Annotated in this window: 13 protein-coding genes; 8 read left to right on the top strand and 5 right to left on the bottom strand. The window is 69.4% G+C overall.

Annotation, left to right across the window (positions count from 1 at the left end; all coding sequences use genetic code 11):
• The first annotated feature begins 105 nt into the window (after positions 1-105).
• Both BVIR_RS04615 and BVIR_RS04620 read left to right on the top strand, forming a co-directional pair.
• Positions 106-1,197: an efflux RND transporter periplasmic adaptor subunit gene (locus BVIR_RS04615; RefSeq protein WP_055036639.1), complete on the top strand. Its 1,092-nt coding sequence runs from the start codon at positions 106-108 to the stop codon at positions 1,195-1,197.
• Between the two features lie 96 nt (positions 1,198-1,293).
• Positions 1,294-4,443, top strand: a complete 3,150-nt coding sequence (locus BVIR_RS04620; RefSeq protein WP_082416702.1) for an efflux RND transporter permease subunit — start codon at positions 1,294-1,296, stop codon at positions 4,441-4,443.
• 78 nt (positions 4,444-4,521) lie between these two features.
• On the opposite strand, the gene BVIR_RS04625 is transcribed toward BVIR_RS04620, so the two are convergent.
• Positions 4,522-5,385 (bottom strand): fumarylacetoacetate hydrolase family protein, encoded by an 864-nt coding sequence (locus BVIR_RS04625; RefSeq protein WP_055036640.1) that lies wholly within the window; start codon positions 5,383-5,385, stop codon positions 4,522-4,524.
• A 256-nt stretch (positions 5,386-5,641) separates the two neighbouring features.
• On the opposite strand from BVIR_RS04625, the gene BVIR_RS04630 reads away from it, so the two are divergent.
• Positions 5,642-6,454 (top strand): UDP-2,3-diacylglucosamine diphosphatase, encoded by an 813-nt coding sequence (locus BVIR_RS04630; RefSeq protein WP_055036641.1) that lies wholly within the window; start codon positions 5,642-5,644, stop codon positions 6,452-6,454.
• Positions 6,455-6,702: 248 nt separating this feature from the next.
• A complete protein-coding gene (locus BVIR_RS04635) occupies positions 6,703-7,713 on the top strand; it encodes a glycosyltransferase family 4 protein (protein ID WP_055036642.1) in 1,011 nt (336 codons plus the stop codon).
• Between the two features lie 220 nt (positions 7,714-7,933).
• Here the strand turns inward: BVIR_RS04635 and BVIR_RS16665 are convergent, their stop codons facing one another.
• A complete protein-coding gene (locus BVIR_RS16665) occupies positions 7,934-9,085 on the bottom strand; it encodes an MGDG synthase family glycosyltransferase (protein WP_055036643.1) in 1,152 nt (383 codons plus the stop codon).
• Between the two features lie 135 nt (positions 9,086-9,220).
• On the opposite strand from BVIR_RS16665, the gene BVIR_RS04645 reads away from it, so the two are divergent.
• Entirely contained in the window at positions 9,221-10,216 is a 996-nt protein-coding gene (locus BVIR_RS04645; RefSeq protein WP_055038683.1) for a threonine ammonia-lyase, read from the top strand.
• A 12-nt stretch (positions 10,217-10,228) separates the two neighbouring features.
• Here the strand turns inward: BVIR_RS04645 and BVIR_RS04650 are convergent, their stop codons facing one another.
• Positions 10,229-11,848 (bottom strand): hypothetical protein, encoded by a 1,620-nt coding sequence (locus BVIR_RS04650; RefSeq protein WP_055036644.1) that lies wholly within the window; start codon positions 11,846-11,848, stop codon positions 10,229-10,231.
• 98 nt (positions 11,849-11,946) lie between these two features.
• Between BVIR_RS04650 and BVIR_RS04655 the strand changes: the two genes are divergently transcribed.
• Positions 11,947-13,104: an MFS transporter gene (locus BVIR_RS04655; protein ID WP_169788582.1), complete on the top strand. Its 1,158-nt coding sequence runs from the start codon at positions 11,947-11,949 to the stop codon at positions 13,102-13,104.
• Between the two features lie 31 nt (positions 13,105-13,135).
• Here BVIR_RS04655 and dgcA read toward each other — a convergent pair whose 3' ends face one another.
• Both dgcA and dgcN read right to left on the bottom strand, forming a co-directional pair.
• The gene (gene dgcA, locus BVIR_RS04660) at positions 13,136-14,131 is read right to left on the bottom strand and encodes an N-acetyl-D-Glu racemase DgcA (RefSeq protein ID WP_055036646.1); all 996 of its coding nucleotides are present in this window, start codon (positions 14,129-14,131) and stop codon (positions 13,136-13,138) included.
• Positions 14,128-15,141 carry an N-acetyltransferase DgcN gene (dgcN, locus tag BVIR_RS04665; protein ID WP_055036647.1) on the bottom strand — a complete coding sequence of 338 codons (1,014 nt, stop codon included), beginning with the start codon at positions 15,139-15,141 and terminating at the stop codon, positions 14,128-14,130. The genes dgcA and dgcN overlap by 4 nt, the downstream gene beginning before the upstream one ends.
• A 95-nt stretch (positions 15,142-15,236) precedes the next feature.
• On the opposite strand from dgcN, the gene BVIR_RS04670 reads away from it, so the two are divergent.
• Entirely contained in the window at positions 15,237-16,373 is a 1,137-nt protein-coding gene (locus BVIR_RS04670) for an MlaE family ABC transporter permease (protein ID WP_055036648.1), read from the top strand.
• Between the two features lie 10 nt (positions 16,374-16,383).
• The gene (locus tag BVIR_RS04675; RefSeq protein WP_236823708.1) at positions 16,384-17,172 is read left to right on the top strand and encodes an ABC transporter ATP-binding protein; all 789 of its coding nucleotides are present in this window, start codon (positions 16,384-16,386) and stop codon (positions 17,170-17,172) included.
• Positions 17,173-17,207 lie beyond the last annotated feature (35 nt).

Here is a 17,207-nt window from a genome sequence, read left to right on the forward strand (position 1 = left end):
CTGCCGCCTGGAACCGCGACCGGCCAGCGTTATATATGACCTATGACGTTTATTGACAATCGTCACTCATCATTTATGCTGCCGGGCTCCGATGGAGATCCCCCAATGCTCGCCACCTTGGCTTCGCCGCGTTCCGGTCCTTGGCTGGTATTGGCGCTGTCGCTTGCCGTGGCCGCCTGCACCGACGGCAAGGCCAAGCACGCTGCCGACGAGCCGCGCACGGTGCGGGTCGAGACCGTTCGGCTGACGGCGCTTGCCTCCTCGCTCACCCTCACCGGCACCGTCCGCGCCCGTTACGAGATCCCGATGGCATTCCGGGTGGGCGGCAAGATCGCGGCCCGGCTGGTCGATCCCGGCGCGCGGGTCAAGGCCGGCCAGACGCTGGCGCGGCTTGAGGCGGACGACTACCGGCTGGCGCTACGCGCCGCCGAGGCCGATGTGCGCTCGGCCGAGGCCGAGACGGAACGGGCCACGGCGCAAGAGTCCCGCACCCGCGAGCTGACCGCCAAGGGCCATTCCTCGCAGGCCGCCAACGATCAGGCGGTATCCACTGCCCGCGCCGCGCGCGAGCGGCTCGACGCGGCGAAAAGCCAGCGCGAGATCGCCGCCAACAAGCTGGCCTACACCGAGCTGGTCGCCGAGGCCGACGGCGTGGTGATGAGCGTGGCGGCCGAGCCGGGCCAGGTGGTGGCCGAAGGCCGCGCCGTGCTGACGCTTGCCACCGGCGAAGCGCGCGAGGCGGTGGTTGCGGTGCCGGAAAGCCGGCTGCCGGCGCTCGGCTCCGGCGAGGCCAAGGTGACGTTCTGGGCGATGCCCGGCCGCACCGTGACGGCAAAGCTGCGCGAATTGTCGCCGGAGGCCGACGCGGTGACGCGCACCTTCCTCGCCCGCTTCATTCTCGACGGTGCCAGCGATCTGCCGCTCGGCATCACCGCGCAGGTGACGCTGGCGCCGAAGGCGATTGCCGAGGTTGCGCAGATCCCCGCCACCGCGGTGTGGTGGCGCGGCGATCAGGCGATGGTTTGGGTCGCCGACGACGCGGCCAGCCGGCTGATCGAGCGACGCGTCGACATCGTGCGGCTCGGCTCCGAGCGCGCCGCGGTGCGCGGCGAACTCAACGACGGCGACAAGGTGGTGGTGCTCGGCGTCCATCGCCTCGACGCCACCATGCCGATCCGCCTCTCCGAGCTGCATTGAGATGCGCAAACGCGCCGCGCGCGCCTTCCCTCTCCCGCAAGGGGAGAGGGAAAGAACACAGATGAGCCGCTCGTCCGGATTGGAGTTGTTACTCGAATGTCCCGCTTCAATCTGTCGGCCTGGGCGGTGCGGCATCAGGCGCTGGTGCTGTTTCTCATCATCGTGCTCGCGCTGTCCGGCGCGTGGTCCTACACCAAGCTCGGCCGCAACGAGGACCCCAGCTTCACCGTCAAGGTGATGGTGGTCACCGCGGTGTGGCCGGGCGCCACCGCCGACGAGATGAACCGCCAGGTCGCCGACCCGATCGAGCGGCGGCTGCAGACGCTGCCCTGGCTCGATTACGTCAAGACCTACACCCGCCCCGGCTTCGTCGCGCTGCAGGTGGTGCTGAAGGACGCCGCGCCGCCGCGCGACGTTGGCGAGTTGTGGTACCAGGTCCGCAAGAAGGTCGGCGACATCAAGGGCGATCTGCCCTCGGGCGTGGTCGGCCCGTCCTTCAACGACGAATATTCCGACGTCTATATCGCGGTGTTCACCCTCACCGCGCCCGAGGCCAAGGAGGCCGACCTCGTCACCGCCGCCGAGCGGGTGCGGATGGGGCTGTTGCGCGTTCCCGACGTCGAGAAGGTCGAACTGCTCGGCGAGCAGGCGCGCCGCATCTTCGTCGACATCTCCAACGCCAAGCTGGCCCAGCTCGGGCTGACGCCGCAGACGATCATCGATGCGTTGTCGCGCCAGAACGCGGTGGTGCCGGCCGGCTCGTACGACACCGCCAGCGAGCGCGTCACCATTCGCGTCACCGGCGCGCTGGCAGGCGTCGACGCGGTGAAGGCGGTGCCGGCGGCGGCGAGCGGGCGGTCGCTGCGGCTCGGCGACATCGCCGAGGTCTCGGCCGGGCTGGAGGATCCGCCGAGCTTTCGGATTCGCAAGGACCGCGAGCGCGCGTTGGCGCTGGCGGTGGCGATGAGGCACGGTGCCAACGTCATCGCGCTCGGCGAGCATCTTGCCGCGGCCGAGGCCGAGCTGCGCCGCGAACTGCCGGTTGGCTTCGAGCTTAGCCAAGTCACCAATCAGGCCGAGGTGGTCGAGGAGGCGATCTCGGAATTCGTGTTCAAGTTCGTGGTGGCGGTGTCGATCGTGCTGGTCGTGTCGTTCGCCTCGCTGGGCCTGCGCACCGGGGTGGTGGTGGCGCTGGCGGTGCCGCTGACGCTGGCCGGTACCTTCACCGCGATGCTCGTGTTCGGCATCGATCTGCAGCGGGTGTCGCTCGGTGCGTTGATCCTGTCGCTCGGGCTTCTGGTCGACGATGCCATTATCGCCATCGAGATGATGGTGGTGAAGATCGAGCAGGGCTGGGAGCGCACCAAGGCGGCGACGTTCGCCTGGGAGTCGACGGCGTTTCCGATGCTGTTCGGCACGCTGGTGACGGCGGCGGGCTTCCTGCCGGTCGGCCTGGCGGCGTCCTCCACCGGCGAATATGCCGGTGGCATCTTCCACGTCGTCACCATTGCGCTGATCATCTCGTGGTTCGTGGCGGTGATCTTCACGCCGTTCCTCGGCATGCACCTGTTGCCGAAATCGCTGGAGGCGAAGGCCAAGGCGTTTGGCCACGACGAGCACGCCATCTACCAGACCCCGGCCTACCAGCGGCTGCGCGGCGGCGTGCGCTTTGCCATGCGCCACAAGCGGGCGGTGGTGGCGGCGACCTTTCTGCTGCTCGTCGGCGCCAGCGTCGGCCTGAAGCTGGTGCCGCAACAGTTCTTCCCGTCGTCGACCCGGCCGGAGCTGTTGGTCGAACTGCGTGGGCCGGAGGGCGCCTCGTTCGCGCTGGCCGATGCCGAGGCACGCAAGATCGAGGCGATGCTGGCCGACGATGCCGATGTCGCCTGGTACACCAGCTATATCGGCGCCGGGGCACCGCGGTTCTTCCTTGCCTTCAACCCGACGCTGCCCAACCCGAACTATGCGCTGGTGCTGGTTCAGACCAAGGGCGGGGCGGCGCGCGAGCGCGTCCACGACAAGCTTCTTGCCTATGGCGGGCGCGAGGAGGGCGCGGCCAAGCTGCGCGTCAGCCGGCTCGAAATGGGGCCGCCGGTCGGCTATCCGGTGCAGTTCCGCGTCTCCGGCACCGACCTTGGCGATATCCGCCGCACCGCCGAGGACCTGCGGCGGGTGATGCGGGCCGACCGCCGCACCCGCGACGTCGAACTCGATTGGGGCGAGCGCGCCAAGACCGTCGAACTCCAGGTCGACCAGGAGCGGGCGCGGCTGCTCGGGCTCGACACCCGCGATGTGGCGCTGGCGCTGCAGATGCTGCTGTCGGGCTATGAGACCACCGAGGTGCGCGAGGGCACCCGGCAGGTGGCGGTTATGGTGCGGGCGGCACCGGAGGAGCGCCTCAAGCTCGACCATCTCGACGATCTGGTGGTGGCCTCGCGCGACGGCCGCGCCATTCCCGTCAGCCAGGTGGCGCGGGTGGTTTATGGCGCCGAGGACCCCATCATTTGGAAGCGCAACCGCGAAATGGTGCTCACCGTGCGCGCCGACGTCATCCATGGCGTGCAGGGGCCGGACGTCACCGCCGACCTCCTGACGCGGCTGCCGAAGGAGATGAAGCCGCTGCCGGTCGGCGTGCGCATCGAGGCCGGCGGGGCGTATGAGGAGAGCGCGCGCGCCAATGGCGCGCTGTTCGCGGTGTTTCCGCTGATGGTCGTCGCCATGCTGGTGCTGATCATGATCCAGGTGCAGAGCTTCTCGCGCGCCGTGCTGGTGTTCGCGACCTTCCCGCTCGGGCTGATCGGCGCGGTGGGCGCGCTCCTGATTGCGCAGCAGCCGTTCGGCTTCGTCGCCATTCTCGGCGTCATCGCGCTGGGTGGCATGATCATGCGCAACACGCTGATCCTGGTCGACCAGATCGACCAGGATCTGGCGAGCGGCTCCAGCATGAGCGAGGCGATCTTGGAGGCGACGGTGCGGCGCGCCCGGCCGGTGGTGCTGACGGCGCTGGCCGCGGTGCTGGCGTTCATGCCGCTCGCCACCAACGTGTTCTGGGGGCCGATGGCGACGGCGATGATCGGCGGGCTCACCATGGCGACGGTGCTGACGCTGATGTTCCTGCCGGCGTTCGCGGCGCTGTGGTTCCGGGTCGGCGACCCGACGGCGGCGGGCGGTGATCGCAGGCACGTCGTCCCGGACGGCGCGGGCTGTGCAACAGCCGGCGCCGAGCCGGGACCGCAGGCAGGATAGAACCGGAGTCTTCTGACGATCCCGGGTCGCGCGCCTGCGGCGCTTGTCCGGGATGACGCGGCGAGGGTGCCCGTCGCCTCACGCGAACGGCACCACCTTCTGGCATTGCATGCCGAGGCCCTGGACGCCGAGGGTGATGACGTCGCCGGGGCGGAGATAGCGCGGCGGCTTCTTGCCCATGCCGACGCCGGGCGGGGTGCCGGTGGTGATGACGTCGCCCGGCTCCAGCACCATGAAATGGCTGATGTAGGAGATCAGATAGGCGACGCCGAACACCATGGTCTTGGTCGATCCGGTCTGCATCCGCGTGCCGTTGACGTCGAGCCACATGTCGAGGTTCTGGACGTCCTTGATTTCGTCCGGCGTCACCAGCCACGGCCCCAGCGGGCCGAAGCTCTCGCAGCTCTTGCCCTTCATCCACTGGCCGGCGCGCTCCATCTGGAAGCTGCGCTCGGACACGTCGTTGCAGATGCAGAAGCCGGCAACGAATTTCAGCGCGTCCTTCTCCTCGACGTAGCGCGCCTTGGAGCCGATCACCACCGCCAGCTCGACCTCCCAATCGGTCTTCTTGGCGCCGGGCGGGATCATCACATTGTCGTCGGGGCCGACGATGCACGACGGCGCCTTGTTGAACAGGATCGGCTCCTTCGGCACCTCGGAGCCGGTCTCGGCGGCGTGGTCGGCATAGTTCATGCCCACCGCGATGAAGTTGCGGGTGCCGCCGACGCAGGCGCCGACGCGGGCGCGGCTCGACACCTTCGGCAGCTTGTCGGGGTTGATCTTCTTGAGCTTGGCAAGGGTGCGCGGTGCCAGCGCGCTGCCGGTGATGTCGGTGGTGCCGTTCAGCTCCGCCAATACGCCGGACAGATCACGAACCGATCCGTCGGCCGCGACAAGTCCAGACTTCTCGCGGCCGGGCGGGCCGTGGCGGCAGAGCTTCATGACAGGAACCGGATCGGTGACACTCAAGGGCGGCTGAGCCGGCAATCTTGCGTCCGGCCATCGGGGCACGCAAGTTCGGCCGCTCGGCAGCGTGACAATTTGGCCGCATATGTTGCTCGATTGCAACGACAAACGTCGCGGATGCGGTCGCGGCGGGATCGGTGTTGCAGCGCGGTACCGTCATAAATCGGTTGTCTGACTCACGTTATGTCTGGCGCGGCCGTTCCCTGGAAGGCGTAGCCAGCGTGAGACACCAATGACACAAGCGCGCCGCTACAGGTCGCTGTTCATCTCCGACGTTCATCTCGGAACCAAGGGGTGCCAGGCCGACCTTCTGCTCGACTTCATTCGCCACAACGACGCCGACACCATCTATCTGGTCGGCGACATCATCGACGGCTGGCGGCTGCGCAGCGGCTGGTACTGGCCTCAGGCGCACAACGACATCGTCCAGAAGATGCTGCGCAAGGCGCGCAAGGGCTCACGCATCATTCTGCTGCCGGGCAATCACGACGAGTTTCTGCGCAACTATTACGGCACCCATTTCGGCGGCATCGAGGTGCAGGAGACCGCGATCCACCAGGCCGCCGACGGCAAGCGCTATCTGGTGATCCACGGCGATATCTTCGATCTGGTGGTGCGGCACGCCCGCTGGCTCGCCTTCCTCGGCGACTGGGCCTACGTGTTCGCGCTCGGCGTCAATACCTACCTCAATCGCGCCCGCCGGCTGTTCGGCCTCAGCTACTGGTCGCTGTCGCAATGGGCCAAGCTGAAGGTCAAGAACGCCGTCAACTATATCGGCGAGTTCGAGACCACCCTCGCCAACGAAGCCCTGCGGCATCAAGTCGACGGCGTGATCTGCGGGCATATCCACCACGCCGCCATCAGCGACGATTACGGTATCCGTTACATCAATTGCGGCGACTGGGTGGAGAGCTGCACGGCGGTGGCCGAACATGACGACGGCCGGTTCGAGATCATCACCTGGACCCGGCGGACGGCGGCGACGCTCGAGGTGGACGACGAGATCGAGGCCGGCGCGGTGCCGGCGGCCCGTGTCGCCGCCTGACGCGCCGACGCGCGGTGCCGTGCGCCGGGTGCCGCGCACGCAGGAGCGCGAGCCCGGTGCCGGTGAGACGTTTTATGATGAAGTTCAATAACTTGTGGTACGGCTTTTGCGGGCTGCCGCCGCCGTGGGTGTCGCGTCCCGGCCATCGACGCGGCCCTGCTGTGCCGGGAGGGCATTCCCATCGGGTTGACCGCGGCAGCGGTGTCGGCCACATCGGTGCCGGCACAGCCGATGCGAGGAACGGTCCGATGAAGATCCTGGTTGCGACGGATGCGTGGCAACCGCAGCGCAACGGCGTCGTCCGGGCGCTCCAGCAGACCAGCGCTGCCGCGGCGCGGCTCGGCGTGACGTTCGAATTCCTGACGCCGCAGGAATTCGCCACGGTGCCGATGCCGGGCTATCCGGAGATTCCGCTGTCGCTGGCGCGGCCGTCCATCGTGGCGCAGCGCATCCGGGCATCCGGCGCCGACCACATCCACATCGCCACCGAGGGGCCGCTCGGCTTTCTCGCCCGCGGCGCCTGCCTGGAGGCGGGACGGCGCTTCACCACCTCCTATCTCACCAAGTTTCCCGAATACATCGCCGCCCGCATGCCGGTGCCGCAGGCGCTGAGCTACGCGGTGCTGCGCTGGTTCCACAATGCCGGCGCCGGTGTGATGGTGGTGACCGACTCGATGGAGCGCGATCTGCGCACGCGCGGCTTCCGGAACGTGATGCGGTGGACCCGTGGCGTCGACGCCGATCTGTTCCGGCCGCGCCTCGATGCCGATCTCGGCCTCAAGCGGCCGGTGTTCCTTTATGTCGGGCGCGTCGCGGTGGAGAAGAACGTCGAGGCGTTCCTCGCACTCGACCTGCCCGGCACCAAGCTGGTGGTGGGCGATGGTCCCTCGCGGGCGACGCTGGAGCGGCGCTATCCCGAGGCGAGGTTTGTCGGCGCCAAGGACAGCGATGAGCTGGCAATCCATTACGCCGGCGCCGATGTGCTGGTGTTTCCGAGCCGCACCGACGTGTTCGGCAACGTGATGCTGGAGGCGCTGGCGTCCGGCGTGCCGGTCGCCGCCTTCCCGGTGGCGGGCCCGCTCGACGTCATCGGCGATGAGCCGGTCGGGGTGCTGGACGAGGATTTGAGGCGCGCCTGCCTCGCCGCGCTGGAGATTCCGCGCGAGCGCTGCCGCGAGTTTGCGCTGCGCCACAGCTGGGAGGCCAGCGCCCGGCTGTTCGTCGGCAATGCCGAGACGGTGGTGCGGCGGGCGGGATAGAGCATTTTCCACACAAGTGGGATCCGGTTGTGTGAAAGAAAATGCGAAATAACAACGCCCTATGGGCCGGATTCGCGGTCTCCGCCCAGGCCTCATGCTGAGGAGGCGCTCTTGCGCCGTCTCGAAGCATGAGGGCATTTCCGAGACTTCGGGATCATCGTTCGCGACGGCCTTGCGGCCGCTTCTCAGGATAAGGTTCGACGCCGCTGTCGCGGGCTGCTCAGGATGAGGGCGCCAGCAGGCCGCACAGCGTCCCGACGATCTCCTCGGTGGCGCGGGGGTGGCCGAGCGCGCGCGATTTCGCCGCCATCGCCGCCAGTCTGGCCCGCTCCGCGCCGAACAGCGCGACCACGGTCCTGGCGATCACCGCCGGGTCCTTCACGAACAGGCCGCCGCCATGGTCGACGACGTAGTCGACATTGCCTTCCTCCTGGCCGGGGATGAAGCCGGAGAACAGGATCGGCAGGCCGCAGATGGTGGCCTCGGCGATGGTGCCGGGGCCGGCCTTGGTGACCAGGAGGTCCGAGGCGTGCATCAGTTCGGCCATCTGGTCGACGAAGCCGAGCACGGTGACCGGCGCCGGCCAGGTGTCCGCGGCGAGTTCGTTCTTCAGCTTCGAATTGCGCCCGCACACCACGACGACCTGGCCCAGCGCCCGGCCTTGGCCCAGCGCGCCGGCTAGCGCTCGAACGATGTCGCCGACCGGGCCGATGCCGTCGCCACCGCCCATCACCAGCACGGCCGGCAGATTTGGCACCATGCCGAAGGCGGCGCGCGCCTCGGCGCGGTCGGACGGGGCCTCGGCAAAGGTGGCGCGCACCGGCAGGCCGCAGGCGTGGATGGTGGCGCGCGGCCGGCCGGCCTTGACCGCGGCCGCGGCTGCCCGCTCGGTCGGCACGAACAGTGCCGTGGTGGCGCCGTCGAACCAGGTCGGGTGGATCGAGCCAAGATCGGTGACCACGGTGGCGAACGGCGTCGCCGGGGCGACGTCGGCCAGCACCGGCGCCACCAGCGCGTTGACCAGCGGGTGCACCGACACCACCAGGTCCGGCGCCGCCGCCGTCAGCATGCGGCGGATGCGGGGGCGGGACATCACCCGCACCGCGCGCGACAGCAGACGGGTCAGTTGCGGCCAGCTGGTGCGCTGCCACAGCAGCTTCCACAGCCAGGGCGCATGGTTGACCAGGAGGTCGTAGCTTCCGGGCAGGCGGTTGATCGGATAGATCAGATGGTCGATCAGGACGTCGACGATCTCGACCGCGGTGCCGGGACGCTGGCGTTCGAATTCGGCGGCAAGTGCGCGGGCGCTGGCCAGATGGCCACCGCCGGTCCTGCTCATCAGGATCAGAACGCGCGATTGGGAACCGGACATGACGCGGCGGGATCCTCGCAGGGGGCCTCCCTGCATCACCGTTTCGGCGCCTACCGTCAAGGCTCGGTTGCCGGAGCGATTCGCTTCGCCAGATGTTTGGATCTCTGACTGCAGCGGGTTTCTCCCATGACCGGTATGTCGGCGTCGCATCGCCCTCGCGCACTTCCCACGGCCGCTGACGTCCACGACGCGGCGGCCCGCCTTGCCGGGGTCGCGGTGCGCACGCCGCTGCTGTCGTTTCCGGTGCTGGACGCCGCGGTCGGCGCTCGGGTGGTGGTGAAGCCGGAGATGTTCCAGCGCACCGGCGCCTTCAAGTTTCGCGGCGCCTACAACAAGATCGCGCAGATCGCGCCGGAGCGGCGGTCGGCCGGGGTGGTGGCGTGGTCATCGGGCAATCACGCCCAGGGGGTGGCGGCGGCGGCGCGGCTGTTTGCGATGCCAGCCACCATCGTGATGCCGGCCGACGCGCCGCGCGCCAAGATCGCCCGCACCCGCGCCTTCGGGGCCGAGGTGGTGACCTACGACCGCGTGCGCGAAAGCCGCGAGGAGATCGGCAGCCGGCTCGCCGCCGTGCGCGGCGCCACCGTGGTGCCGCCGTTCGACGACGCCGACATCATCGCCGGGCAGGGCACGGTGGGGCTGGAGATCGCCGAGGATTGCGTCGAACGCGGGCTGGAGCCGGACGTGGTGGTGGTGCCGGCCTCGGGCGGCGGCCTGATCGCCGGCGTCGCCCTGGCGATCGCGGAGCGGTTTGCCGCGGCCCGGATCGTGAGCGCGGAGCCGGCGGGGTTCGACGACCACGCCCGTTCGTTCGCCTCCGGCCGCCGCGAGAGCAACGATCGCCTCGCCGGCTCGATCTGCGACGCGCTGCTGATGGCCTCGCCCGGCGAAATCACCTTCGAGATCACCCGTCGCCTGGTCGGCGAGGGCGTGGCGGTGAGCGATGCCGAGGTCGAAACCGCTATGCGCTTCGCCTTCGACGAGTTGAAGCTGGTGGTCGAGCCGGGCGGGGCGGTCGCGCTGGCGGCGGTGCTGGCGGGGCGCTTCCGCGGCGCCGCCACCATTGCGGTGGTGATGTCCGGCGGCAATGTCGACCGCGACCTCTACGCCCGCATCCTGGCGGGCGGGTGAGCGGCGGCGCGATCAGGTGAACAGCGCGGTCCGCTCGGCCGGGGTCAACTGGTCGATATCGGACGTGGACAACCGCACGGCGCTCGATTCGGCCGGCGGCAGCGCCGGGGCGATCGAGGGCTGACCGAACGCGAGCTCCGGCAGGGCGTCGGTCTCGGCGGTGGCCTCGTGCGGAGCGGCCGCCTCGCTCGCGGCCTCGGGGGCGTCGGCCGCGAACAATTGGTCGAGGGCGTCGGGCTCCAGGGCGTCGACGATGTCGGCGTCGACGATGCGGACCTCAAGGTTGGAGGCGATCGAGGGCGCGTCTTCCGTCTGCGGAACGCCGTCGTTCGTCGCGACCACGGTGGCCGCGCCGCCGCCGATCTCGATTTCGAAGCTGTTGTCGGCGCCGCTCACGGCCGGCTTGGCCGCCACCACATCGCCGGCCAGGGCGTCGAGGTCGACGATCTCCCGACCGATTTCGTCCTGCTCGGCGGCGTCCGCGGCCGCGGCGTCCGCCACGGTGGCCGGTTGCGATGCGACGGCCTCGACCTCGGCTTCCGCCAGATCGATCACCTCCAGATCGACCACCTCCAGGTCGTCCACGCCGAGATCAATCGCGTCCAGATCGATGGCGTCCAGGTCGATGGCCTCGACATCGCCGGTCTCGTTGTCGGCGGTCGCCAGGTTGGCGACTTCCAGGTTGGTGATCTCGCCGTCGATGGCCTCGACCGCCGCCGCCTCGGTGACCGTAGCCGCGGCTTCGAAGGCGACGAATTCGGCGTCCTCCAGCTCGGCCGCCGGCGCGGCGGCTGCGGGCGCCTCGTGGTCGTTGCTGGCCACCGCCTGGAACTCGGCGATCTCGGCGGCCATGATGTCGTCGATCGACAGCGCCGCGAACTCGCTGGCACCGAACCCACCCTCGGCCGCCGCCGGCTCGAGCATGGCGTCGACCGCGTTCTGGCCGAGGCCGCTGCCGGGCACGGCCGGACCGTGGGCGAGCTTGCGGCCGAGCGGCACGTCGCCGGCCTCGGCCTTGGCGGCGGCTTCCGCCCGCTCCGGCAGGGCGCCCTCGACCCCCCAGATGTCGATCATCGCGTTGATGCGGGCTTCGAGGTAGCGCAGGACGTTGATCACCTTGCGGGTGCGCTGGCCGGTGAGGTCCTGGAATGAGCAGGCGGAGTAGATGTCGGTCGCCCGCTCGTCGAGCATGTCGCAGATCGGGCCGTCGAAGCCGCGCTCGCGCAGGGTCCAGGCGACCTCCTGGATCTGCTCGGCGGCGTGGAGGATATCGTCCGTGGCGGTCTCGGTGGTGGTGACGATGGCGTCGAGTTCCACCGTCGCCTCGCCAAAGCGGCCCTCGACCTGCTGGGTCGGCTTGATGGCGGCGATTTCGTCCTTGGTGCGTGCGATGGCCTGGGCCATCTCCAGGATGCTCATCCGCACCCGCTCCAGCTGCGGATCTTGCGGCGGCGAGTCGATTTTGGTTTCCAGGCGCTCGAGAATCTCGACCAGGCGCTGGGTTTCTGCGTAGCGGTTACGCCGGGCGTATTCGCCAAGGAACCAGCGGCCACGGGTGGTTTCGACCACCGCTGCCTCAATGGCCTCGTAATCCGCATCGGAAATCGACGATGGTACGGGGAGTCCGGCCATGGCAATTTCTCTCCATCTCGCCGTGTTACGGGCGGACACGGGCACGATGCCTCGCGAATCGTTCACCCGAGTTTAACGGTCATCTGGAAACACCCGCTATGCCTTTTGAATCCATACCCCTTTGGCGGTATGGCGCGATCTATGGCGCCCTGTTTGCCATGGTCGGGGTCAACCTGCCGTTTCTGCCGGTCTGGCTGGCGGCACGTGGGCTCGACGCCGGCGAGATCGGGCTTGTCATCGGCGCCCCCATCGTCTTGCGCATCCTGATCGCGCCGCTGGTGGCCGAGGTTGCCGACCGCAGCCGCCGGCCGGTCGCGGTGCTGCGCGGGGTGGCGGCGCTGGCGATGGCCAGCTACGTGCTGCTCGCCGCGGTCGACGGCTTCTGGCCGCTGCTGGCGGCCAACGCGCTGGCGCAGGCGTGTGCCGCCTCGGCGTTGCCGCTGTTCGACAGCCTCGCCGTGCGCCGCCTCGCCAAGCGGCCGGGCGGGTTCGGCCGGGTACGGCTGTGGGGCTCGCTGTCGTTCATTGCCGCCAATCTGGTCAGCGGCGTGCTGATCGGCGTCCTGCCGGTCGCCAGCATCGTCTGGATGGTGGTCGGCCTGCAGTTCGTGACCGTCGCGACGGCGATCGTCCTGGTCCGGGACACCGTGAGCGGCCCTGCGGCCGCCGTGCCGACGCCGCCGACCCGCGGGTTGATGTCGCCGGGCGTCGCGGTGATCGTGCTGGGGGTGGCGCTGATCCAGGGCAGCCACGGCGCGATCTATGGCCTGGGCTCGCTGCATTGGCGCGACCTCGGCCTCGACGCCCCCACCATCGGCGCGCTGTGGGCGATGGGGGTTGCCGCCGAGGTCACGCTGTTCTTCGCGTCCGCCCGGCTGCCGGCGTGGATCGGCCCGCGCACGCTGATGGGCGCGGGCGCGGCGGCGGCGGTGGTGCGCTGGCTGCTGATGGGGCTCGATCCGGTCGGGGTGCCGCTGCTGCTGCTGCAGTGCCTGCACGCCTTCAGCTTCGCCGCCACCTATCTCGGCATGGTGGCCGCGCTCGCCGCGGCGGCGGCGCCCGGCGCCGAGGCGCGGGCGCAGGCGGCCGGCTCGACGGCGCAGGGGGTGGCGCTGGCCGGGGCGATCGCGCTGGCCGGGCAGCTCTATCCGACGCTCGGCGCCGGGGTGTTTCCGGTGATGGCCGGGCTCGCCGCGTTCGGCGGCGCGGTGATTGCGTTCGGCCCCCGGCTGGTCGCCAAGCGGGGTGGCAGCTAGCTGGTTCGGCGGCCGCTGTCGTGCGCCGGCTTCAGCCCCACAGTGCGGGCTCGGGCGGATGGAGCAGCGAGCCGACGTAGCGCAGGCCGGCGATGCGGTCCTGGGCGAGCAGCAGCGGCCCGTCGAGGTCGACCCAGCGGGCGTCCTGGGCGAGCAGCGTCGCCGGCGCCATGCCCAGCGAGGAGCCGACCATGCAGCCGATCATCAGGTCGAGCCCGAGATTGCGGGCCTCCCGCGCCAGGTCGATTGCCTCGGTGAGGCCGCCGGTCTTGTCGAGCTTGATGTTGATGGCGTCGTAGCGGCCGATCAGCGGCGCCAGCGTGGCGCAGTCGTGAACGCTTTCGTCGGCGCAGATCGGAATCGGCCGCGGGATCGCGCCCAGCACGGCGTCGCGATGGACCGGAAGCGGCTGCTCGACCATCTCGACCTCGGCCTCGGCGCAGGCGGCGAGGTTGGTCTCCAGCGTCTCCGCGGTCCAGCCCTCGTTGGCATCGACGATCAGGCGCGCCCGCGGCGCGTTCGCCCGCACCGCGCGGATGCGCTCGACGTCGCCGGGGCCGCCGAGCTTGATCTTGAGCAGCGGCCGGCTCGACGCCGCGGCGGTGGCGGCGGCCATCACCTCCGGCCTGCCGAACGAGATGGTGAAGGCGGTGACCACCGGCTTGGGCTCGGGCAACCCGGCGAGACGGAACACCGGCCGCCGGCTGATCTTGGCCTCCAGGTCCCACAGCGCGCAATCGACGGCGTTGCGGGCAGCGCCGGCGCGCATCTGCTGTCGCAGTTGCTCGCGGGTCAGCCCGTTCTCGATGTCCTGCGCGATCGCCTTGATGGCGGCGATGGTGCCCTCCACGGTCTCGCCATAGCGCGGGTAGGGCACGCATTCGCCGCGGCCCCGCAACGGCCCCTGGACGATTTCCACCACCACCACCTGGCTCTCGGTGCGGGAGCCCCGTGAAATGGTGAAGGAGCCGGCGATTGGAAAGGTCTCGGCGCGGACGTCCAGATGGCGGGCAGGCGTGGCGTTCACGGCAGGCCGAACTCCTCGGCGATCTTGTCGACGATGGCCTCGACGCCGAACCGCACCGGGTCGGTGGCCGGCAGGCCCTCGGCACGGACGGTCTCCGCGATGACGCGCCGGGCCTCCTCATCGGACAAGCGCTCGGTGTTGACCGCGATGCCGACGCAGCGGATGTCCGGGTTGGTCAGCCGGCCGCACTGGACCGTCAGGTCGATGACCTCGCGGATGGTTGGCAGCCGGTGCTCGACGCCGCGCATCCGGGTGCGGGTCGGCTCGTGGCACACCACGAAGGCGTCGGGCTGGGCGCCATGGAGCAGGCCGAGCGTGACGCCGGCGAAGGAGGGGTGGAACAGCGAGCCCTGGCCCTCGACCACGTCCCAGTGGTCGGGATCGTTGGCCGGCGTCAGCCATTCGGCGGCACCGGAGATGAAATCGGCCACCACCGCGTCGACCGACACGCCGCGGCCGGAGATGAACACGCCGGTCTGGCCGGTGGCGCGGAAGTCGGCATGGTAGCCCCGCGCCGTCATCGCCCGCTCCAGCGCCAAGGCGGTGTACTTCTTGCCGACCGAGCAGTCGGTGCCGACGGTGAGCAGCCGCTTGCCCGGCCGCTTCACGCCCTTGCCGGTGGCAAAACGCTCGGTGGAGTGGCGGACGTCGAACAGCCGGCGGCCGTGCTTGGCGGCGGCGGCCGCGATCTCGGGGTTGTCGGCCAGCTTCATGTGCAGGCCGGCGGCGACATCCATGCCTGCCGCGATGGCGGCGACGATGGGGGCGGCCCAGTGCGGCGGCAGCACGCCGCCGGCATTGGCGACGCCGACGATCAGGGTTTTTCCGCCGCGCGCGCGCGCGGTTGCAATATCGAGGTCGGGAAGGCCGGTGTCGGCCAGGCAGCCGGGCAGCCGCAACTGGCCGACGCACCAATCGCGCCGCCAGTCGACGATTCCTTGTGCGGTCTTGGCCGCGAGCGCGTCGGGCGCGTCACCGAGAAAAAGCAGGTACGGCTTTTCGATTTCCATTGAGTGTGCTCAGGGAGCCCTCGACGGGCGGACACTGCTCGGTAGTATCAGCCAGATGCGTCTTGCGACAAGACCTTAACTCCGGGAGCTCCCTCTTGACCGGCGGCCCGCTTTTGCAGAGCACCATCCGGGGCCGCAGCCTGGTGATCGAGGCTGGCGGAACCTGGACGTCCGCGCGCGCGGCGGAGCTGGAAAAGCTGGTGGAGGCGGTGGGCGAGGAGGCCGCCGCCGTCGATAATGTCGAACTTCGGCTGGCGCGCATCGAGCGGCTCGATACCTACGGCGCGTGGCTGATCGAGCGGCTGCTGCGCCAGGAGCGCGGCAAATCGACCGAAATCCGGATGGTGGGGCTCGATCCGCGGTTCGACGCGTTGATCGCCAGCATGCACGAGGCCAACCGGCGCGAGCCGCCGCCGGTCCTCCCCTCCAACGGCATCCGGTGGTTCGTCGAGATCACCGGCGCAGCCGTGGTCGGCATCGCCCGCGATTTCGTCCAGATCACCGAGTTCCTCGGCGAGACGATGGCGGCCGCCGGCCGTGCGCTGCGCCGGCCGGCACAATTCCGGCCGATCGCCATCGTCCATCAGATCGATCGCGCCGGCATCGGCGCGGTGCCGATCATCATGCTGATGACCTTTCTGATCGGCGCTATCGTCGCCCAGCAGGGCATCTTCCATTTCCGCAAGTTCGGCGCCGAAACCTACGTCGTCGACATGATCGGCATCCTCACCCTTCGCGAGCTCGCCGTGCTGCTGGTGGCGATCATGCTCGCCGGCCGCTCGGGCTCGGCCTACACCGCCGAACTCGGCTCGATGCGGATGCGCGAGGAGACCGACGCGTTGCGGGTGATGGGGCTCGACCCGATCGAGGTGCTGGTGTTGCCGCGCCTGATCGCGCTGATCATCGTCATGCCGCTGCTCACCTTCATCGGGGCGATATCGGCGCTCACCGGCGGCGGGATGGTCACCTGGCTCTATGGCGGCATGAGCCCGGACGTCTATCTCGACCGGCTGCGCGAGGCGATCTCGCTGTCGACCTTCCAGGTCGGCCTGATCAAGGCGCCGTTCATGGCGCTGGTGATCGGGCTGATCGCCTGCGTCGAGGGGTTCCGCGTGCAGGGCAGCGCCGAGTCGCTCGGGCTGCGGACCACCGCCTCGGTGGTGAAGGCGATTTTCATGGTGATGGTGCTCGACGGGCTGTTCGCCATGTTCTTCGCTGCCGTGGACATGTGAGGGTCGGCCGGTGGCGAACTCGAACGATCCGATCATCCGTGTCCGCAACCTCGAAGTGGGGTTCGGCAGCGCGCTGGTGCTCAAGGGCGTCGATCTCGACGTCTGGCGCGGCGAGATCCTCGGCTTCGTCGGCACCTCGGGCGGCGGTAAATCGGTGCTGATGCGCACCATCCTCGGCCTGTTGCCCAAGCGGGCCGGCTTGGTGGAGGTGTGCGGCATCGACCTCGACGGCTGCGACCGCGCCACCCACCGCGAGCTCGAACGGCGCTGGGGCGTGCTGTTCCAGAACGGCGCGCTGTTCTCATCGCTGACGGTACGTCAGAACATTCAGGTGCCGATGCGGGAATACCTGCCGGTGTCCGAGCGGCTGATGAACGAAATCGCGCTCGCCAAGCTCGACATGGTCGGGCTGTCGCCGGACACCGCCGACAAATTCCCCTCCGAGCTGTCGGGCGGCATGGTCAAGCGCGCGGCGCTGGCGCGGGCGCTGGCGCTCGACCCCGACATCCTGTTCCTCGACGAGCCGACCTCGGGCCTCGACCCCATCCGCGCCGCCGAGTTCGACGAATTGATCGTGACGTTGCAGCACACTTTGGGGCTTACCGTTTTCATGGTAACCCACGATCTCGACAGTTTGCACGACAGCTGCGACCGCATCGCCGCGCTCGCCGACGGCAAGGTGATCGCAGAAGGGCCGATCGAGGTGATGCTCGAGTCCGAACATCCGTGGCTCAAGGCGTATTTCCGAGGCAAGCGTGCGCGGGCAGCGGGAATTGGCGGCTCCGCGGTCACGGTGTGATCTTGTGGAGCCCGCCGGGGGCGGATCGCGGTAAG

This window comes from Blastochloris viridis (assembly GCF_001402875.1).
Taxonomy (GTDB): domain Bacteria; phylum Pseudomonadota; class Alphaproteobacteria; order Rhizobiales; family Xanthobacteraceae; genus Blastochloris; species Blastochloris viridis.

What these genes read in the sequence shown, in the direction of transcription:
- BVIR_RS04615 (WP_055036639.1), top strand. Translation starts at nt 106, where the DNA reads ATGCTCGCCACCTTGGCTTCGCCGCGTTCCGGTCCTTGGCTGGTATTG.
- BVIR_RS04620 (WP_082416702.1), top strand. Translation starts at nt 1,294, where the DNA reads ATGTCCCGCTTCAATCTGTCGGCCTGGGCGGTGCGGCATCAGGCGCTG.
- BVIR_RS04625 (WP_055036640.1), bottom strand. Translation starts at nt 5,385, where the DNA reads ATGAAGCTCTGCCGCCACGGCCCGCCCGGCCGCGAGAAGTCTGGACTT.
- BVIR_RS04630 (WP_055036641.1), top strand. Translation starts at nt 5,642, where the DNA reads ATGACACAAGCGCGCCGCTACAGGTCGCTGTTCATCTCCGACGTTCAT.
- BVIR_RS04635 (WP_055036642.1), top strand. Translation starts at nt 6,703, where the DNA reads ATGAAGATCCTGGTTGCGACGGATGCGTGGCAACCGCAGCGCAACGGC.
- BVIR_RS16665 (WP_055036643.1), bottom strand. Translation starts at nt 9,085, where the DNA reads ATGTCCGGTTCCCAATCGCGCGTTCTGATCCTGATGAGCAGGACCGGC.
- BVIR_RS04645 (WP_055038683.1), top strand. Translation starts at nt 9,221, where the DNA reads ATGTCGGCGTCGCATCGCCCTCGCGCACTTCCCACGGCCGCTGACGTC.
- BVIR_RS04650 (WP_055036644.1), bottom strand. Translation starts at nt 11,848, where the DNA reads ATGGCCGGACTCCCCGTACCATCGTCGATTTCCGATGCGGATTACGAG.
- BVIR_RS04655 (WP_169788582.1), top strand. Translation starts at nt 11,947, where the DNA reads ATGCCTTTTGAATCCATACCCCTTTGGCGGTATGGCGCGATCTATGGC.
- dgcN (WP_055036647.1), bottom strand. Translation starts at nt 15,141, where the DNA reads ATGGAAATCGAAAAGCCGTACCTGCTTTTTCTCGGTGACGCGCCCGAC.